General features: G+C 69.9%; 16 protein-coding genes. 8 read left to right on the top strand and 8 right to left on the bottom strand.

The window, feature by feature from the left end:
- Window positions 1-113: 113 nt before the first annotated feature.
- The 3 genes from hisI to RIF93_RS10885 are packed head-to-tail and all read left to right on the top strand — an operon-like array spanning window position 114 to window position 1,750.
- Complete coding sequence (gene hisI / locus RIF93_RS10895; protein ID WP_309091225.1) at window positions 114-515, top strand: phosphoribosyl-AMP cyclohydrolase; 402 nt, start codon at window positions 114-116, stop codon at window positions 513-515.
- A 9-nt stretch (window positions 516-524) separates the two neighbouring features.
- Entirely contained in the window at window positions 525-1,121 is a 597-nt protein-coding gene (locus tag RIF93_RS10890) for a DedA family protein (RefSeq protein ID WP_309091223.1), read from the top strand.
- Window positions 1,118-1,750 carry a LysE family translocator gene (locus tag RIF93_RS10885; protein ID WP_309091222.1) on the top strand — a complete coding sequence of 211 codons (633 nt, stop codon included), beginning with the start codon at window positions 1,118-1,120 and terminating at the stop codon, window positions 1,748-1,750. Before RIF93_RS10890 ends, RIF93_RS10885 begins: the two co-directional genes overlap by 4 nt.
- Here the strand turns inward: RIF93_RS10885 and RIF93_RS10880 are convergent.
- The gene (locus RIF93_RS10880; protein WP_309091220.1) at window positions 1,747-3,408 is read right to left on the bottom strand and encodes an alkaline phosphatase D family protein; all 1,662 of its coding nucleotides are present in this window, start codon (window positions 3,406-3,408) and stop codon (window positions 1,747-1,749) included. The two genes, RIF93_RS10885 and RIF93_RS10880, sit on opposite strands and share 4 nt — an antisense overlap.
- A gap of 65 nt (window positions 3,409-3,473) precedes the next feature.
- On the opposite strand from RIF93_RS10880, the gene RIF93_RS10875 reads away from it, so the two are divergent.
- Complete coding sequence (locus RIF93_RS10875; protein ID WP_309091218.1) at window positions 3,474-3,791, top strand: ferritin family protein; 318 nt, start codon at window positions 3,474-3,476, stop codon at window positions 3,789-3,791.
- The gene (locus RIF93_RS10870; protein WP_309091216.1) at window positions 3,781-4,782 is read left to right on the top strand and encodes an RluA family pseudouridine synthase; all 1,002 of its coding nucleotides are present in this window, start codon (window positions 3,781-3,783) and stop codon (window positions 4,780-4,782) included. The genes RIF93_RS10875 and RIF93_RS10870 overlap by 11 nt, the downstream gene beginning before the upstream one ends.
- Here the strand turns inward: RIF93_RS10870 and RIF93_RS10865 are convergent.
- On the bottom strand, window positions 4,779-5,255 hold the full coding sequence (locus tag RIF93_RS10865; RefSeq protein ID WP_309091214.1) for a VOC family protein: 477 nt from the start codon (window positions 5,253-5,255) through the stop codon (window positions 4,779-4,781). The genes RIF93_RS10870 and RIF93_RS10865 overlap by 4 nt on opposite strands.
- A gap of 339 nt (window positions 5,256-5,594) precedes the next feature.
- Between RIF93_RS10865 and rpoH the strand changes: the two genes are divergently transcribed.
- Window positions 5,595-6,482, top strand: coding sequence for an RNA polymerase sigma factor RpoH (gene rpoH, locus RIF93_RS10860; protein WP_309091212.1), 888 nt, complete (start codon window positions 5,595-5,597; stop codon window positions 6,480-6,482).
- 3 nt (window positions 6,483-6,485) lie between these two features.
- Here rpoH and RIF93_RS10855 read toward each other — a convergent pair whose 3' ends face one another.
- Window positions 6,486-7,298 (bottom strand): response regulator, encoded by an 813-nt coding sequence (locus tag RIF93_RS10855; RefSeq protein WP_309091210.1) that lies wholly within the window; start codon window positions 7,296-7,298, stop codon window positions 6,486-6,488.
- A 53-nt stretch (window positions 7,299-7,351) separates the two neighbouring features.
- Window positions 7,352-8,638, bottom strand: a complete 1,287-nt coding sequence (locus RIF93_RS10850; protein WP_309091208.1) for an adenylosuccinate synthase — start codon at window positions 8,636-8,638, stop codon at window positions 7,352-7,354.
- Between the two features lie 144 nt (window positions 8,639-8,782).
- Here RIF93_RS10850 and RIF93_RS10845 point away from each other — a divergent pair, with 144 nt between their 5' ends.
- Together RIF93_RS10845 and RIF93_RS10840 are read left to right on the top strand one after the other, a co-directional pair.
- Window positions 8,783-9,202 carry a VOC family protein gene (locus tag RIF93_RS10845; protein WP_309091206.1) on the top strand — a complete coding sequence of 140 codons (420 nt, stop codon included), beginning with the start codon at window positions 8,783-8,785 and terminating at the stop codon, window positions 9,200-9,202.
- Window positions 9,199-10,182, top strand: a complete 984-nt coding sequence (locus RIF93_RS10840; protein ID WP_309091204.1) for a threonine/serine dehydratase — start codon at window positions 9,199-9,201, stop codon at window positions 10,180-10,182. The genes RIF93_RS10845 and RIF93_RS10840 overlap by 4 nt, the downstream gene beginning before the upstream one ends.
- On the opposite strand, the gene RIF93_RS10835 is transcribed toward RIF93_RS10840, so the two are convergent.
- The 4 genes from RIF93_RS10835 to RIF93_RS10820 all read right to left on the bottom strand — a co-directional run bounded on the left by RIF93_RS10835 (window position 10,179) and on the right by RIF93_RS10820 (window position 16,798).
- On the bottom strand, window positions 10,179-11,045 hold the full coding sequence (locus tag RIF93_RS10835) for a hypothetical protein (RefSeq protein WP_309091202.1): 867 nt from the start codon (window positions 11,043-11,045) through the stop codon (window positions 10,179-10,181). The two genes, RIF93_RS10840 and RIF93_RS10835, sit on opposite strands and share 4 nt — an antisense overlap.
- 82 nt (window positions 11,046-11,127) lie before the next feature.
- Complete coding sequence (locus tag RIF93_RS10830; protein ID WP_309091200.1) at window positions 11,128-14,268, bottom strand: efflux RND transporter permease subunit; 3,141 nt, start codon at window positions 14,266-14,268, stop codon at window positions 11,128-11,130.
- Window positions 14,265-15,356, bottom strand: a complete 1,092-nt coding sequence (locus RIF93_RS10825; protein ID WP_309091198.1) for an efflux RND transporter periplasmic adaptor subunit — start codon at window positions 15,354-15,356, stop codon at window positions 14,265-14,267. Before RIF93_RS10825 ends, RIF93_RS10830 begins: the two co-directional genes overlap by 4 nt.
- 8 nt (window positions 15,357-15,364) lie before the next feature.
- Entirely contained in the window at window positions 15,365-16,798 is a 1,434-nt protein-coding gene (locus RIF93_RS10820; RefSeq protein WP_309091196.1) for a TolC family protein, read from the bottom strand.
- Window positions 16,799-17,040 lie beyond the last annotated feature (242 nt).

The raw sequence follows: 17,040 nt of genomic DNA, 5'->3' as shown, positions 1-17,040 counted from the left end.
GCCCAGGGCTGGGCCGCCGCGTCCATGGCCGCGACACGGCCCTTCACCCAGTCCTTCAGACTCATTGCAGGCAAGGCTAGCGCGAGGGTGTGGCGCGGCGCCATATGGGAGGCATGAACACCCAACCGACCTTCCCCACCGCCACCGACCAGAAAGCGCTGGAGGAGGGCGCCAAGCTCACCCCCCGTTTCGACGAGAACGGCCTGATCGCCGCCGTGGCCACCCACGCCGAGACGGGCGAGGTCCTCATGCTGGCCTGGATGAACGCCGAGGCCCTGACCCGGACGATGGAGACCGGCGAGGCCTGGTACTTCAGCCGCTCGCGCCAGGAGCTCTGGCACAAGGGCGCCACCTCGGGACAGGTGCAGGTGCTGGAGGAACTGCGGATCGACTGCGACCAGGACGCCGTGTGGCTCAAGGTCTGGCCCCAGGGCGACGGCGGCGCCTGCCACACAGGCCAGCGGTCGTGCTTCTACCGCACCATCGAGAACGGCAAGCTGGTGAAACGGGCGTAAGAGCTGCCCGTGTTCGAGTTCGTCGTCAGCGTCATCGTCGCGGCGGGCCTGATCGGCGTCGCGCTCCTGATGTTCGCCGAGAACGTCGTGCCGCCGATCCCTTCCGAGGTGATCATGCCGCTGGCCGGGTTCGCCGCCGCGCGCGGCGACCTGAACTTCGCAGGCGTGGTGATCGCAGGAACCGTCGGCGCAGTGGCCGGCGCCTACGGCTGGTACGAAGTCGGCCGACGCATCCCCGACCGGGCCCTGGAGAGCTGGGTTTCGCGACACGGGCGCTGGCTCACCCTCGACGAGCAGGACCTGCGCCGCGCCCGGGAGCTGTTCCGCCGCCATGGAGGCCCCGCGGTCTTCGTCGGGCGGCTGATCCCGGCGGTCCGCACCCTGATCTCCGTTCCGGCGGGCCTTGCGCGCATGCGCCACGCGACCTTCCTGGCCTGGACCACCGCGGGAACGGCGGCCTGGACCCTGCTGCTCGCGTCCGCAGGGTATCTGCTCGAGGCGGAGTATCGCCGGGTGGAGCGCTGGCTGGATCCCGCCACGGGCGTGGTGTTGGGCCTGGTCGTCCTGCTGTACCTCTACCGCCTCGTCCGTCGGAGCCGCGCATGACCGTTCCCGAGGCCCTGATCGCCTTCTCGTTCGCGGCCTTCCTGCTGACCATCACGCCGGGCCTCGACACCGCGCTCGTCCTGCGGACCGCCGCCGCCGAGGGACCCACACCGGCGTGGCTGGCGGCGCTTGGGGTCTGCCTCGGCACGCTGGCGTGGGGCGCAGCGGTCGGCCTCGGCCTGGGCGCGCTGCTGGCGGCCTCGACCCTCGCCTACGAGATCCTCAAATGGGCCGGCGCGGCCTATCTGGTCTGGCTGGGCCTCAACCTCATCCTGCGGCCGCGACAACAATTCGACCTCCAGCCGGCGGAGGCGCTTGGCGCGCCGGCGCACGGCTCCGCCTGGCTCTGGCGCGGCGCGCTCAACAACCTGCTGAACCCCAAGGCCGGCGTCTTCTACGTCTCGTTCCTCCCGCAGTTCACGCCGCAGGGCGTACCGGTCGCGCCCTGGATGGTCTTCCTGGCTTTCCTGCACTGCCTGATGGGCCTGATCTGGTTCGCCGGCATCATCGCCGCGACCCGGCCCGCCGCGGCGGCCCTGCGCCGGGCCACCGTCGTGCGCTGGCTGGACCGCCTCACCGGCGGGGCCTTCCTCGCCTTCGGCCTGCGCCTGGCGCTGGAGCGGCGCTAGGATTCCGCCAACTTCGAGACGCCGGAACCCTCCGGGATCACCCGGAAGCTCTTGACCGGCGCGGCCGTGAACTCGCGCGACGTAATCGTGGAAACGGCCACCATCTCGGCCTTGGCGGCCTCGCGGGTCAGGGTCAGCAGGACGAAGCCCTTGGCCACCTGGTTGTTGTAGACGACCTCCGGGTTCACCCGTGCGATCAGCTCGCCGGTGTCGAGCCCCGGCGCGAATTCGCCGGCGCCGGGGCTGGTGATCCCGGTCGTGCCGAACTCGCAGGCGACGCGCCGCCCCTGTCCATCGTGCAGCTCGTTGGCCCAGAACGAGTGGCTGTCGCCGGAGACCACGATCGGCCGCGCCTCGGCGCTGCGGAAGAGGCTGTACAGCCGCTCCCGATCGACCGGATAGCCATCCCACATGTCGAGAGCGCCGGGGAGGCCGAGTTCGGCGGGACGGGCGCGGCGGTCCAGCCGCTGCAGCGTCTGCGGCGTCGCCCGCGCCAGTTCGTCGGCTTTCAGATCCTTGCGCGTCGGCCCTTTCACCCGCGCCATCACCACCTGATTTCCAATCACCTGCCAGGCGTGGCCGGCCTTGACCGAACGCGTCAGTTCGCGGGCGATCCAGGCCTCCTGACGCTGACCCATCATGCGCCGGTTCGGGTCCATCAGCTTGGCGCGGAATGCAGCCACGTCCGGTTTGCCGTCGACCACAGGCAGGTCGGTTTCGAAGTCCAACTGCTTGTCGCGGGCGCCCAGCCGCGTCTCGATCATGATCAGGCTAGCGACGTCCCCGAAGTGGAAGGCGCGTTCGGAGGCGCTCACGAAGTCCCGACCCGCACTCGGTTCGCGTATCGGCATCCACTCATAATAGGCCTTCAGCGCCACAGCCTTGCGGGCGCTCCAGTCGCCTTCGCTCTCGGCCTGGTGGTTCTCGGCCCCCTGCATCCAGCTGTCGTTGGTCGTCTCGTGGTCGTCCCAGGCCACGATCCACGGGGCCCGGGCGTGCGCCGCCTGTAGGTCGCCATCAGACTTGTATTGAGCATGGCGGCGACGGTAGTCGGCCAGGCTGACGATCTCGTGCGGCGGATCATGCGGCCGCTCGCCCGCGACCGGCGAGTTCATCCCGTAGGTCCCGGGACCGCCGTACTCGTAGATGTAGTCGCCGAGATGCAGCACCGCGTCGACCCGCGGGAGGTCCGCGATGGCGCGGTAGGCGTTGAAGTAGCCGTTCGGGTAGAGCGAGCACGAGGCTACCGCCAGCACCACGTCCTTCGCAGCGCCCTTCGGCAGGGTCTTTGTCCGCCCCTCGATGCCCACCGGTCCGCGCTGAAACCGGTAGACGTACTCGGTTCCAGGCTGCAGGCCGCTCACGTCGACCTTCACCGTGAAGTCGCGATCAGGCCTGGCGAACGCGACGCCCTTGGCCACGACGGGTCCAAGCGCGGACTGGACCTCCCAGCGCACGTCAAGACCCTTGGCGGGGATGCTCGTTTCCGCCAGGGGCGTGAATCGAGTCCAGATCACCACGCGATCGTGCAGGGGATCTCCGCTGGCGACGCCGTGCCGAAACACGCCGTCTGGGATGGGCGGGGTGGCGGCCGCGGGAGCCGGCGCCGCTGCGCCCACGCCCAGCAAAGCCAACGCCCTGCGTCGATCGAGCTTCATGTGCGTTCCCCCTGGCCGCCGCGCGTGTATGTAGTCGGCAAAGTACCACAGGAGCATGACGGTCGATGTCGAAGGAAGGCCTCCACGTCCCGCGCGAGAAGCTGACGCGCGACACGTTGAACAAGCACTATGCGATCACCTCGATCATCGAGGAGCTGGAGGCCGTGGACTGGTACCGGCAGCGGGCCGACGACTGTGACGACCCCGAGCTGAAGGCCATCCTGCTGCACAACGCCCGGGAGGAGCTGGAGCACGCCGCTATGGTCCTCGAATGGCTGCGCCGCAACGACAAGGAGGCCCACGAGCAGTTCGAGGAGTACCTGTTCAAGGAAGGCTCCATCGCCGGCCACGAGGAAGGCGCCAGCGAGAAGCATGGCCTCTGAGGACGCCGAAGTCCTGAGCGACGAAAGCCTCGGCGAGGTCCGCCTCGTCGAGGTGCCGGAGGACGCCGCGGGCGAGCGCATCGACAAGGTGCTGGCGGGCCTCGTCCCCGACCTGTCCCGCGCCCGGCTGCAGGCGCTGATCGCTGAGGGTCGCGTCGCTTTCGACGGCGTTCCGGTCACCGACGGCAAGGCCCGGGCCCGCGCCGGCGCCTACGCCGTCGAGGTCCCGCCGCCCGAGCCGGCCGAGCCGTCGCCGGAGCCGATCCCCCTCAGGGTGCTCTACGAGGACGCCCACCTGATCGTCGTCGACAAGCCGCCGGGCTTGGCCATGCACCCGGCCCCTGGCAGCGAACGCGGCACCCTCGTCAATGCGCTGCTGCACCACTGCGGCGACAGCCTCTCGGGCATCGGCGGCGTCGCACGCCCCGGCATTGTCCACCGCATCGACAAGGAGACCTCCGGCGTCGTCGTGGCCGCCAAGACCGACGCCGCCCACCAGGGGCTGTCCGCCCTCTTCGCCGCCCACGACATCGGGCGCGCGTACGTCGCGCTCACCCGCGGCGCCCCCAGCCCGATCCGCGGGACTATCGAGGGCGCCATCGCGCGCTCGACGCACGACCGCAAGAAGATGGCGCTCGTGAAGACCGGCGGCCGTCACGCCGTCACCCACTATGTCGTCGAACGTGCTTTCGGGCCTCAGGAGCGGCCGCTGGCGGCCCGCGTCGCCTGCCGGCTCGAAACCGGCCGCACGCATCAGATCCGGGTGCACCTGGCGTCGAGGGGGACGCCCTGCCTCGGCGATCCCACCTACGGCTCGGGCCCGCCGGCCGAGGCCGTGCGCGCGGCCATGCGCGAAGCCGGGCTGAGGCGCCAGGCGCTGCACGCGGCCGTGCTGGGCTTCCGCCATCCGGTGACGGGCGAGGACCTTCGCTTCGAAAGTCCCCTGCCCGCCGACATGGCGGCCTTGGAGCGCCGGCTGGCCAAGCTCTAGCCGGCCGCGGCGGCCTCCAGCTTGGCGATGTCCAGCTTGACCATCTGCATCATCGCCGCCGCGACGCGACCGGCCTTTTCCTTGTCCGGGCCGCTGATGAGTTCGGTAAGTCGGGTCGGCACGACCTGCCATGAAAGGCCGAAGCGATCCTTCAGCCAGCCGCACTGGCTCTCCTGGCCGCCGCCGGCCAGCAGGGCATCCCAGTAGCGGTCGACCTCCGCCTGGTCCTTGCAGTCGATCTGGAAGCTGATCGCTTCGCTGAACTTGAAATCCGGGCCGCCGTTCAAGCCGGTGAAGGGCGTCCCGTCCAGTTCGAAGGCGACGGTCAGCACCTGCCCAGCCCGGTCGCCCGGCAGGCCCTCGGGATATCGGGAGACCTCGGTGATCTTCGAATTGGGGAAGATCCCACAGTAGAACTGTGCGGCTTCCTCGGCCTCGGCCTCGAACCACAGGCAGTTGGTCAGCTTGGGCATGTCCTCGTCCTCCTCTTGGGAAGCGGCTCCGGAAGCCTACCTCCCGTTAGACGCCGCGTTCGAGCACAGGACGATGGCGGCGGCGCGATCCCGACAGCAGCCCCAGAAAAACTCAGTGTTGCAAGCTACGCTAACAGCCTGTGTGAGAAACCCTGCCTTGATGGCGCCCAAGTCCGGGCGTACCTAATGCCCCACTAGAGCAGTCGGACTTTTGGGCCGCCTCCCACGGCCTAGCTTCCTCGAAACTTCGTACCTATCTGAATGGTTGGAGGGGGCGATGGTCCTTTGCGCGTCGGGTTGGCGCGCGGCCTGAAGTCCGTATCCAAGAGGGGATAATCCATGGCCGCAAACGCGCTCGCCGTGATGTCGCCGGAAGGCGGCCTCAGCCGGTATTTGTCTGAAATCCGCAAGTTCCCCATGCTGGCCAAGGACGAAGAGTTCATGCTGGCCAAGCGGTGGACCGAACACCAGGACCCTGAGGCGGCGCACCGCCTCGTGACCAGCCACCTGCGCCTCGTGGCCAAGATCGCCATGGGCTACCGCGGCTACGGCCTGCCGATCGGGGAGGTGATCTCCGAGGGCAACGTCGGCCTGATGCAGGCGGTGAAGAAGTTCGATCCCGACAAGGGCTTCCGCCTGGCCACCTACGCCATGTGGTGGATCCGCGCCTCGATCCAAGAATACATCCTGCGGTCCTGGAGCCTCGTGAAGATGGGCACCACCGCGGCGCAGAAGAAGTTGTTCTTCAACCTGCGGAAGGCCAAGTCCGAGATCTCGGCTTTGGAAGAGGGCGACCTGCGCCCCGAACAGGTCCGCCAGATCGCCACCAAGCTGGGCGTGCTGGACGAGGAGGTCATCTCCATGAACCGGCGCCTCGCCGGCGGGGACGCCTCGCTCAACTCGCCGCTCCGCGCCGACTCGGAAAGCGAGTGGCAGGACTGGCTGGTGGACGACACCACGCCCAGCCAGGAAAGCGTCATCGCCGAAACGGAAGAGCGCGGCATCCGCATGGAGCTCCTGCAGGAGGCCATGGCCGAGCTCACCGATCGCGAGCGTCACATCCTGACCGAGCGGCGGCTGAAGGACGAGCCCACGACCCTGGAAGAGCTCGCTTCGCAGTACGGCGTCAGCCGCGAGCGCGTGCGCCAGATCGAGGTCCGGGCCTTCGAGAAGCTGCAGAAGTCGATGCGCGCCGCCGCCGAAGAGCGGAACCTGGTCGACGCGTAGGGCCTAGGCCGCGACCGCGCCGTCGTCCTTGGGCATGTAGGCCAGCAGGGACGCGGCGTGCTTGGCCACGTCGGCGCCGTTCAGCGCCACGCCCATCTTGCGCGACAGCACGACATAACGCGACAGCTCGGCCGCCGCGGTCACCAACTTCAGGTCGGCCGCGGCGGTCGCTGCCTTTTGGATCGCCTGCACCTGGGTCTCGATCGCCCGCGTCGCCTGCGCAGGGTCGCTGTCGAACGCGGCCACCGCCGAGCGCAGGATCTTCAGCGCCTGGGACAGGCGCGCGGCGTCGGGGGTCTGGCGGTTGTCGGAGCGGCGCTTCAGCGGACCCACATAGTCGCCCGAGTTGAACCGTCGGCGGTCGGGGCCCACGTAGCCCACGGCCTCGATCCAGTCGCGCTGGCGGAGCGTCACAGCCTCCAGCCGGCGCAGCAGGTCCTTCATCGTGAAGGGACGGCGCAGGAACTCGTGTACGCCGGCGTCGCGGGCGGCCAGGATGCTGGCGGCGGTCGCCGTGCTGGTCACCATGATCACCGGCGCCTGCCGGCTCTCGAACTGGCTGCGGCGCAGGCGCTTGGTGAAGTCGATGCCATTCATCTTCTCGAAGCCCAGCTCGACGAAGACGATTTGCGGACTGACCGTTTCGCACAGCTTCAGCGCACGCTCGGTCGTCGTGGCGGTCCAGGTCTGGGACCGGGCGATGTTGCGCATGGCGTCGCCGATGAGCGCGGCGCCGGCGGGCTGAGGGTCGGCGATCAGCACCCGCTGCAGGTGCGGCGCCATCCGGCGGATCGTTCTCTTCTCGTCGTCGAACACGGGCGGACCTCTCGGGTCCGTCGCTTAGCCGCTTTGCGTAAAGGAACTGCGAATCAATCCCGGAAGGGATCGCGCATCAGGATGGTGTCGTCCCGCTGCGGGCTGGTGGAGAGCAGGGCCACCGGCGCGCCGATCAGCTCCTCGATCCGGCGCACATACTTCACCGCGCTGGCCGGCAGGTCCTTCCACGAGCGGGCGCCCTGGGTGGTCTCGGACCAGCCCTCCATCTCTTCGTAGACCGGCGTCAGCTGCGCCTGCGCCTTCAGGCCCGCGGGCAGGTAGCCGATCTCCTGGTCTCCCAGCCGATAGCCGGTGCAGATCTTCAGCTTCGGCAGGCCGTCCAGCACGTCCAGCTTGGTCAGCGCAATGCCGGCGATGCCGTTCAGCGCCACCGACTGGCGCACCAGGGCCGCGTCGAACCAGCCGCAGCGGCGCGAACGGCCGGTCACTGTGCCGAACTCGCGGCCGACGGTCCCCAGGTGCTGGCCGACGTCGTCGGTGAGCTCGGTCGGGAACGGCCCCTCGCCCACCCGGGTCGTGTAGGCCTTCACGATACCAAGCACATAGCCCGGCCCCTTCGGCCCCAGGCCCGAGCCGGCGGCGGCCTGGCCGGCCACCGTGTTCGACGAGGTCACATAGGGGTAGGTGCCGTGGTCCACGTCCAGCAGGGCGCCCTGCGCGCCCTCGAACAGCACCCGCCGGCCGGCCTTCACCACCTCGTCCAGCATCAGCCAGGCGGGCTTGGCGAACGGCAAGATCTTCGGCGCCATCTCCTCCAGTTCGGCCAGCAGCGCCGCGCCGTCGTATTCCGGCAGGCCGAGGCCCCGGCGCAGAGGCGTGTGGTGCGCCAGCAGGCGGTCGATCTTGGCTTCCAGCGCCGCACGGTCGGCGAGGTCGGCGACGCGGATGGCGCGGCGGCCCACCTTGTCCTCGTAGGCCGGGCCGATCCCGCGGCCAGTGGTGCCGATCTTGTTCGTCGCCGCGGCCTCCCGCGCCTGGTCCAGGTCCCGGTGCAGCGGCAGGATCAGGCAGGCGTTGTCGGCCAGCACCAGCAGGTCCGGCGTGATCTTCACCCCCTGCTCGCCAAGCGTGCCGATCTCCTTCAGCAGGTGCCAGGGGTCGACGACCACGCCGTTGCCGATGATCGACAGCTTGCCCTGCACCACGCCCGACGGCAGCAGCGAGAGCTTGTACACCTGTTCGCCCACCACCAGCGTGTGGCCGGCGTTGTGCCCGCCCTGGAAGCGCACGACCACGTCGGCCCGGTTGGACAGCCAGTCCACCAGCTTGCCCTTGCCTTCGTCGCCCCACTGGGCGCCGATCACGGTGACGTTGGCCATGGATACGATCTCCCGACCTGCCCGGAGAACGCCTCCCGGCCCTTCGACAGGTGCTCGGCGGGGAAGCGGAGATCGATTGCGGGCGCCCGTTTAGACCAAGTGGCCCTCGCCCTCAAGGCCGCCGGCGCGCTATCACCTCGATCCATGGACATTCCGCGCTTTCACCTCGCCTTCCCGGTCCGCGACCTGGAGGAGGCCCGCGCCTTCTACGGCGGCCTGCTGGGCTGTCCCGAGGGGCGCTCCAGCCCCGAGTGGATCGACTTCGACTTCCGCGGCCACCAGATCGTCGCCCACCTTGCGCCCGACGAGATCGGCCACCGCTCGACGAACGCCGTGGACGGCGAGGACGTGCCGGTCCGCCACTTCGGCGTCATCCTCACCCTTCCCGAGTGGCATGACCTGGCGGAGAAGCTGAAGGCCGCCGGGGTCCGGTTCGTCATCGAGCCGCAGGTCCGCTTCAAGGGTCAGCCCGGCGAGCAGGCGACCATGTTCTTCCTTGACCCCTCGGGCAACGCGCTGGAGTTCAAGGCCTTCGCGGACGACGCCATGGTGTTCGCCAAGTGACCGACATCACTCTTGCCGACATCGAGGCCGCCGCTGGCCGGCTGAAGGGCCACGCCGTCGAGACGCCGCTGATCGAGAGCCCGGCCCTAAACGAGCGCGCGGGACTGCGCGTGCTGATCAAGCCTGAGATGTTCCAGCGCGTCGGCGCCTTCAAGTTCCGGGGCGCCTTCAACCGGCTGGTCCAGCTAAGGGATGACGAGCGCCGCCGGGGCGTCGTGGCGTTCTCGTCCGGCAACCACGCCCAGGGGGTGGCGCTGGCCGCCCGGCTGCTGGGCCTGCCGGCGGTGATCGTCATGCCCAGCGACGCGCCAGCCATGAAGGTCGAAGCCACCCGCGGCTACGGCGCCGAAGTCATCCTCTACGACCGGCTGAACGAGAGCCGCGAGGCCATCGCCGACCGGATCTCTCAGGAGCGCGGCTCGGTCGTTGTCCCCTCCTTCGACGACCCGCACATCGTCGCCGGCCAGGGCACCATCGGCCTTGAGCTGGTCCGCCAGGCCGAAGCGCTGGGCGCGAAGCTGGACGTCGTGGTCACCGGCATCAGCGGCGGCGGCCTGCTCTCGGGGATCGCCACCGCGGTGAAGGCGCTGTCGCCGTCGACGGCCATCGTCGGCGTGGAGCCGGCGGGCTTCGACGATGCGCTGCAGTCGCTGCAGGCCGGCGAGATCGTCGTCCAGAAACGCACGGGTCGTTGCCTGTGCGACGCCCTGGAGAGCGCCGCCGTCGGGCACATCACCTTCCCGATCCTGCAGCGCACCGTAGCCGACGTGGCGGTCGTCACCGACGCCGAGGTGACCGAGGCGATGCGCTACGCCTTCAAGACCCTGAAGCTGATCGTCGAACCCGGCGGCGCGGTCAGCCTCGCCGCCCTGCTTTCGGGCAAGCTGAAGACCTTCGGCGGGACCACCGTCGCGCTCGTGCTGTCCGGCGGCAATGTGGATCCGGAACTCTACGCCCAGGTCCTCCGCGGCGAGCTCTAGCCGGCTTTCAAGCTGCGATAGACCTCGACGTACGGCGCGGCCGCCACGGCCAGGAAGAAGCCATAGAGGGCGCTGAAAAACACGACGCCGAATACGAGCAGGAGGACGGCCACGACGGTCGCCGAGCCGCCGCCGGCCACCCCGGCCACGCCCAGCAGGACGCCGCCCACGATGACGGCCGGGATCATCACCACGACGCAGATGATCAAGACGAGGAACACCAGGGCCAGCGCCATCAGCACGAGCCGCCAGCCCTGCCCGCGGGTCAGCCGCCAGGCGTCGACCAACACGAAGCGCTCCTCAGCGAAGGCTTGGACCCAGGCGGGCGAGAACCGCATGGCGAGATAGAGGAAGCCGACGAACGCAGGCAGGCCCAGGAGAATTCCCCAGAGCAGCAGTCCGCTGTCGGTCCCGCCCGCCATTCCCGCAAGGAAGCTGACCACCGCCGTGATGAGCAGGCCCGCGACCACGGCGGCCAGGCCGAGCGTCAGCGACGTGAGACCGACCCAAAGCTCGCGCTTCGACAAGCGCAGGAAGAAGAAGCCTCGCTCCTCCGGCCGCAGCATCGCCCGCGCCACCGCGCCGTAGAAGACCGCTGCGGCGCCGATGCTCAGGACGATCATCATCGGCAGCGCGAACAGGAAATATGAGCCCGGCGTCTGGTCCTGAATGGCGGTGGTGTCCGCCGCAGGATCCTCCAAGACCGCCTGAAGGTACTCGGGCAAAGCGGGGCCGATGCTCAGCATCTGGATCGCAAGCGCCACCAGCACGTAGCCGAAGCCCCAGGCGAACACCGCCTTCCACTCGCGCTTGGCGAGGCGGAATCCCGACTTCAACGCCGCATCGATGGAAAACCCGGCCATCCCGCTCCCCTTGAACGCCTGTGGTTGCGCAAGGATAGGCGCGAAACGGCCAGGTTGAACAGCGAAGCTCTAGAGTCGGTCCCTAGAGTCGGTCCTCCGGCGCGAACGGCCGGGGCTCCTCGCGCGGCGTGATCAGCTTGGCGAGCCTGGGCCGCAGCCAGTTCTCGAAGTCGTCCACGAAGCGATAGACCACCGGCACCAGCACCAGCGACAGCAGGGTCGAGGTGATCAGGCCGCCGATCACCGCCACGGCCATCGGCTGGCGGAACTCGGCGCCCTTCTCCAGCGCCAGCGCGGTCGGCAGCATGCCCGCGGCCATGGCGACCGTGGTCATGATGATCGGCCGGGCTCGCTCGCGGCAGGCCTCGATCAGCGCGTCGTGCTGGCTCATGCCCTCCCGTTCGCGCTCGATGGCGTACTCGACCAGCAGGATCGAGTTCTTCGCCGCCAGGCCCATCAGCATCAGGAAGCCGATCAGCGACGGGATCGACAGCGACAGGTTGAAGATCAGGAGCCCGATGAACGCGCCGCCCACCGCAAGCGGCAGGGCCGCCAGGATGACGATCGGCTTGAAGAAGCTCTTGAACAGCAGCACCAGCACCGCGAACATCAGGAAGACGGCGGTGGCGAAGGCCACCACGAAGCCCCCGAACATCTCCTGCATGGCCTCGGCGTCGCCGATGGCGCCCGGTTTCACGCCGGGCGGCAGGTTCTTCATGATCGGCAGCGCGTGGACCGCCTTGGTCGCCTCGCCCAGCTCCACGCCGTCGCCCAGCTCTGCCTGGATGGTGATCTGGCGCTGGCGGTTCAGCCGGTCGATCCGCGCCGGCCCGGCCTGGAACGACACGTCGGCGACGGCGCCCAGGGTGGTCACCCCGCCCGTGGCCGTGGGCAGGCGCAGCTGCTTGATCTGCTCGATATCGGCCCGCGCGTGCTCGGGCAGGCGGATGCGGATCGGGATCCGCCGCTCGCCCTCGTTCAGCTTCGGGACATTGGCCTCGATGTCGCCGACGGTCGCGACGCGCGCGGCCTGGGCGATGGTGGCCACCGAAACCCCGAGGCGCGCGGCCTCGTCCGGCTTCGGGCGGATCACCACCTCGGGCCCCACCGGCGGATTGGCCGGCCGCGGATCGTTCACTTCCTTGACGCCGCGCATCTGGCGTTCGAGCTCGAGCGCGGCGCGGTCCAGGGCCTCGGGATCCTGCCCGGTCAGCACCTGCTGGAAGCCAGCGGCGCCCGAGAAGTCCAGGAAGTTCAGCCGCACGTCGGGAATGGCCGCGATCTCGGCGCGCACCCGGTCCTTCAGTTCGTTGCCGGTGACGTCGCGCTTCGACTTCAGCAGCACGGTGATGGTGCCGGATCGCACGTCGCTCGCCCCCGGACCGCCGCTGGGACCGAAGCTGGCGACGGTGGAGCCCACCTGGGTGAAGACGTCCGTCACCTCGGGCTGGGCTCTCATGACGCGGGTCACCTGCTGGGTCGCCGCCTCCATGTCCTGCAGCGTCGAGCCGGGGGGGCCCTGGACGTTGATGTAGACGTAGTCCGGGTCGCCGGGCGGCTGGAAGCCCTGGGGCAGGAAGCCCACCAGCATCACCGAGGCGATGAACAGCACCAGGCCCGCGACTGCCGAGATGATCCGGTGCGCGAGGGCCCATTCCAGGGCGTTGCGGTAGAAACCCTCGAACGGCTTTCGCTCGTGTGGCTTGGTCGTGGGCTTCAGGAAGTAGGCCGCCATCAGGGGCGTGATCAGGCGCGCGACCAGCAGCGAGAACAGCACCGCCACCGAGACGGTCAGGCCGAACTCCTTGAAGAACTGGCCCGGGATGCCCGGCATGAAGCTGACCGGCGTGAACACCACCACGATGGCGAAGGTGGTCGCGACCACAGCGAGGCCGATGGCGTCGGCGCCCTGCAGCGCCGCCTGGTAGGGCCGCACCCCGCGCGCCACGCGCTTCTCGATGTTCTCGATCTCCACGATGGCGTCGTCGACCAGGATGCCGATCACCAGCGTGAGCGCCAGCAGGGTCACCAGGTTCAGCGAGAACCCGGCCAGCTTCATCACGAAGAAGGTCGGGATCAGCGAGATGGGCATGGCCAGCACGGTGATCAGCGTCGCCCGCCAGTCCCGCAGGAACAGCAGCACCACGAGGGCGGCCAGCACCATGCCCTCCAGCAGCACGTGCTGGGTGGCGCGGAAGTTGTCCCGCGTCTCGTCGACCGAGGCGTAGATCTTGGTGAACTTGACGCCCTGGTGGCGCTTCTCGAGCTCGGCGAGCTTGACGTTGACGGCGTCCTCGACGTCGACGTCCGAGGACTCCTTGGTCTTGGCGACCTGGAAGCCCACCACCGGCTGGCCGTTCAGGCGCGCGAAGCCGCGGGGCTCCGAGGCGCCGTCGCCGATCTCGGCCACGTCGGACAGCCGCACATAGCCGCCGGCGCCCGTCGGGATGGTCATGTTCCGCAGCTCGGCCACGGTCTCCACCGAGCCCAGCACGCGCACCGTCTGCTCGCGGCCGCCCACCTCGATGCGCCCGCCGGGCGCGTCCAGCTGATAGCTCGCCAGCGCATTGTTGACCTGCGCCGCGGTCAGGCCGCGGGCGGCCAGCCGGACGGGGTCGATGACGACGTTGATTTCGCGGGCCACGCCGCCCACGCGGGTGACCTGGGCCACGCCGCTGGCGGTCTGCAGCTCGCGGCTGACCGTGTCGTCCACGAACCACGACAGCTCCTCGTCCGACATCGCCGGCGCCGCCACCGCATAGGTAATGATCGGAAAGGCGCTGTCGATCTCGACCTGGGTGATCTGCGGCTCGTCGATGTCGCGCGGCAGCACCTGCCGCGTCTGGTCGATCTTGGCCCGGACCTCGTCCGTCTTCTTCTGCAGGTCCTCGCCCATGTTGAACTGGATCGAGGTGGTGGAGACGCCCTGCGTCACCACCGACTGCACGTTGTCGACCCCGGTGATGCCGGCGATGGCGTCTTCCACCGGCCGGGTGATCTGCGTCTCCATCTCGCCGGGCGCGGCGCCCGACTGGGTGACGGTCACCGCCACCACCGGAAACTGGATGTTGGGGAACTGCTTCACCGGCAGGCCGGCGTAGGCGATCAGGCCCGCGATCACGAGGCCCAGGAACAGCAGGGTCACCGGGACCGGGTTGCGGATCGCCCAGGCCGAGATGGCGAAGCCGCCGCTCCCCGGCGGAGCGTGGTGGTGGTCGCTCATCGCTTGGCTCCGGCCGCCGCCGCCGGCGCCGCCGGGCGGACGGGCGCCGTCGCGGCCCCACCCTCGACCGGTCGCACCAGGTCGCCGTCCAGCAGGAACGAGGCGGCGTTCTGCACCACGCGCGCGCCCGCCGGCGGGCCGCGGACGATCTGCACCAGGCCCGAGCCGCGCTGTCCGGTCTGCACCGCCACGCGACGCACGCGGTTGTCGGCGCCCACGACCATCACGCTCGCGCCGTTCGCGTCATAGCGGATCGCCGATTCGGGCAGGGCGAGGATCGAGCTCGAGACGTCGTCGAACACCGCCTGCGCGAATCCGCCGGCGCGGATGTCGCTGCGCACCGGTAGGGTGATGCGCACCTCTCCCAGCTTCGTCTGCGGGTCGATCTGCGGGCTGACGAACCGCACGCGTCCTTGGACGGCCTCGCCGCCGGGCAGGGTCACGGTCGCGCCCTGGCCCGGACGGATCCGCACCAGGCTGTTCTCGCTGACGTCGGCCGAAAGCTCGATCTGGCCGTCTCGGGCCAGGCGGAACCAGGGCTGGGCGCCGCCGGCCGAAAGGTCGCCAGGCCGCACGGTCCGCTCGAGCACCAGCCCCGAGACCGGAGCCGTCACCGACATCTTGCGCATGCGGGTCTGCAGGTCGCGCAGGTTGGCGCGCGCCACCTGGGCCTGGAAGCGCCGCTGGGCGATCTGCTCCTGGGCCAGCACGCCCTGGCCGTCGAGGCCCTGCACGCGGCGCGCCTGGTCTTCGGCCTGGGCCGCCTGAGCCTCCGCCTGGGCCAGCTGCGCCTGCAGCAGCGCCGGGTCCAGCTGCACCAGCGTCTGGCCGGCGCGGACGTAGTCGCCCACGTCGGCCGCCACGCGCAGGACGCGGAAGCCCGTCACCTCGGCCGCGACGGCGGCTTCCTCGCGAGGGACCAGGTCGCCGGACGCGCTGAGCGCGCCGGTGATCGCCCTCGGCTCCACGCGGACGACCCGCACCGACCGCGCCTGGGGGCCGTCGGCGGGCTTGGCCGGCTCGGGCTTGTGGCAGGCGCCCAGCGCCAGCACCGCCAGCAGCGGAAGGAGGAGGGTCGTGGATCGCATGCGGTCTCTCATCGCGCGGCCTTCGAGGCCTGGGCGTAGGTCTGCGCGGGCCAGCCGCCGCCCAGCGCCTTGTAGGCCTGGACGGTGCGGCGCAGGGCCTGCACCTGGGCCGAGGTCAGCTGAGCGCGCGTCGCGCGCCAGGCCGCTTCGGCGTTCAGCAGGGTGGTCAGATCGGTCAGGCCGCGCTCGTAGCCGGTGCGCGCCGCCTCGAAGGCGCGGCGCGCCCGGACTTCGCCGTCGGTCAGCAGCGCGACGCGGCTGCGGTCGGCGTCCAGCCGCACCAGCGAGCCCTCGGCTTCCTGGAAGGCGGTCTGGACCGTCTTTTCGTAGTTGGTCACCGCCTGCTCGGTGCGGGCGTCCTGGGCCTTAAGCTCGGCCATCAGGCGCGGGATCGACAGGATCGGCTGCAGCACCGAGCCGCCGAGGGTCCAGCTCTGGCTCTCCGACGAAAAGCCCGGCTGCTCCTGCTTGGACCAGCCGATCCCCGGCGTGAAGGTGAAGGTGGGGAAGAAGGCCAGCGCCGCGATGCGCTGCTGGCTGACCTGCGAACGCAGCCGCGCCTGCGCCTCGCGCACGTCGGGCCGGCGCTGCAGCAGTTCGCTGGGCAGGGCCTGGGGCGTCGGCGGCGGCTGGCCCACGACGGGAGGCGCCTGGACGTTGGCGGTCGGCTCCACCACCCGGCCGGCGAGGATCAGGATCGCCCGCTTCTGGGCCTGCAGCTCGGCCTCAAGCGCCTGCACCTGGGCTTCGGACTGGGCCAGCTCGCCGGCGATGCGGTCGGCTTCCGAGGTCGCGGTCAGCCCCAGCGCCCCGCGCTTGGCGGCGGTCTCGTACAGGGACCGCTGGATACGCGCGGTTTCCTGCGCCTCGGCAAGCTGGATCGCCAGGCCTCGGGCTTGGAAGTAGGCGTCTGCGGTCTGGGCGGCGATGGCCGCGCGCGTGCCTTCGAAGGCGAAGCGGGCGGCCGAGACCTCGGCGTTGGCGGCGCGGGTGGCGGCGATCGAGCGGCCGAAGAGGTCCACCTCCCAGCTCACGTTGAAGTCGGCCGTGTAGCGCTCGGACGTGCCGCTGGTGGAGAAGCCCGGGATGTCGACGCGGTCGCCCGAGAGCTGCTCGGTGTGCGTGCGGCTGGCCGTGCCCCTGGCGTCTCCCTGCGGCAGGTACTGCAGGATGGCGCTGGTGCGCTGGGCGCGGACCTCCTGCAGCCGGGCGGCGGCGGTGCGCACGTCGGCGTTGCGGGTCAGGGCCTGTTCGACCAGCGTCGTCAGCTCCGGGTCGCCGAAGGCGCTCCACCACTGATCCAAGGCGACGGCGCCGGCCGGGGCCGGGGGCGTTTCATAGGCGCCCGGCAGGCGCACGTCGGCGGCGCGCTGCGTGGCGCACGCGGCCAGCGACAGCGCGGCCAGGACGGCAACGGAGGCGGCGTTTCGCATGCGTCTCATCGGATGGGGAGTAGACCGGCGTTGGTTGAACAAGCTTTAGGCGCCCGGCGCAATCGTTGCCGTCGCCCTGCTCTTTCCCGTACGTCCCCTCCGCCGGGGCCTCTGCGGGCTCCGTGCGACCGGCGGTTTGCCGCAAACTCTGTATGATGTAAAGTGTTAGTTGCGAGAAAACTGGAGCGGCATGGCCAAGGAACACACCGGCGACGACGATCCCAGGCGCAGCATCGAGCTGCTGTGGGGGG

This window comes from Phenylobacterium sp., assembly GCF_031181185.1.
GTDB lineage: Bacteria > Pseudomonadota > Alphaproteobacteria > Caulobacterales > Caulobacteraceae > Phenylobacterium.
Note: the sequence above shows the minus strand (reverse complement) of the source record. Positions and strands in the feature narration are given on the sequence as shown.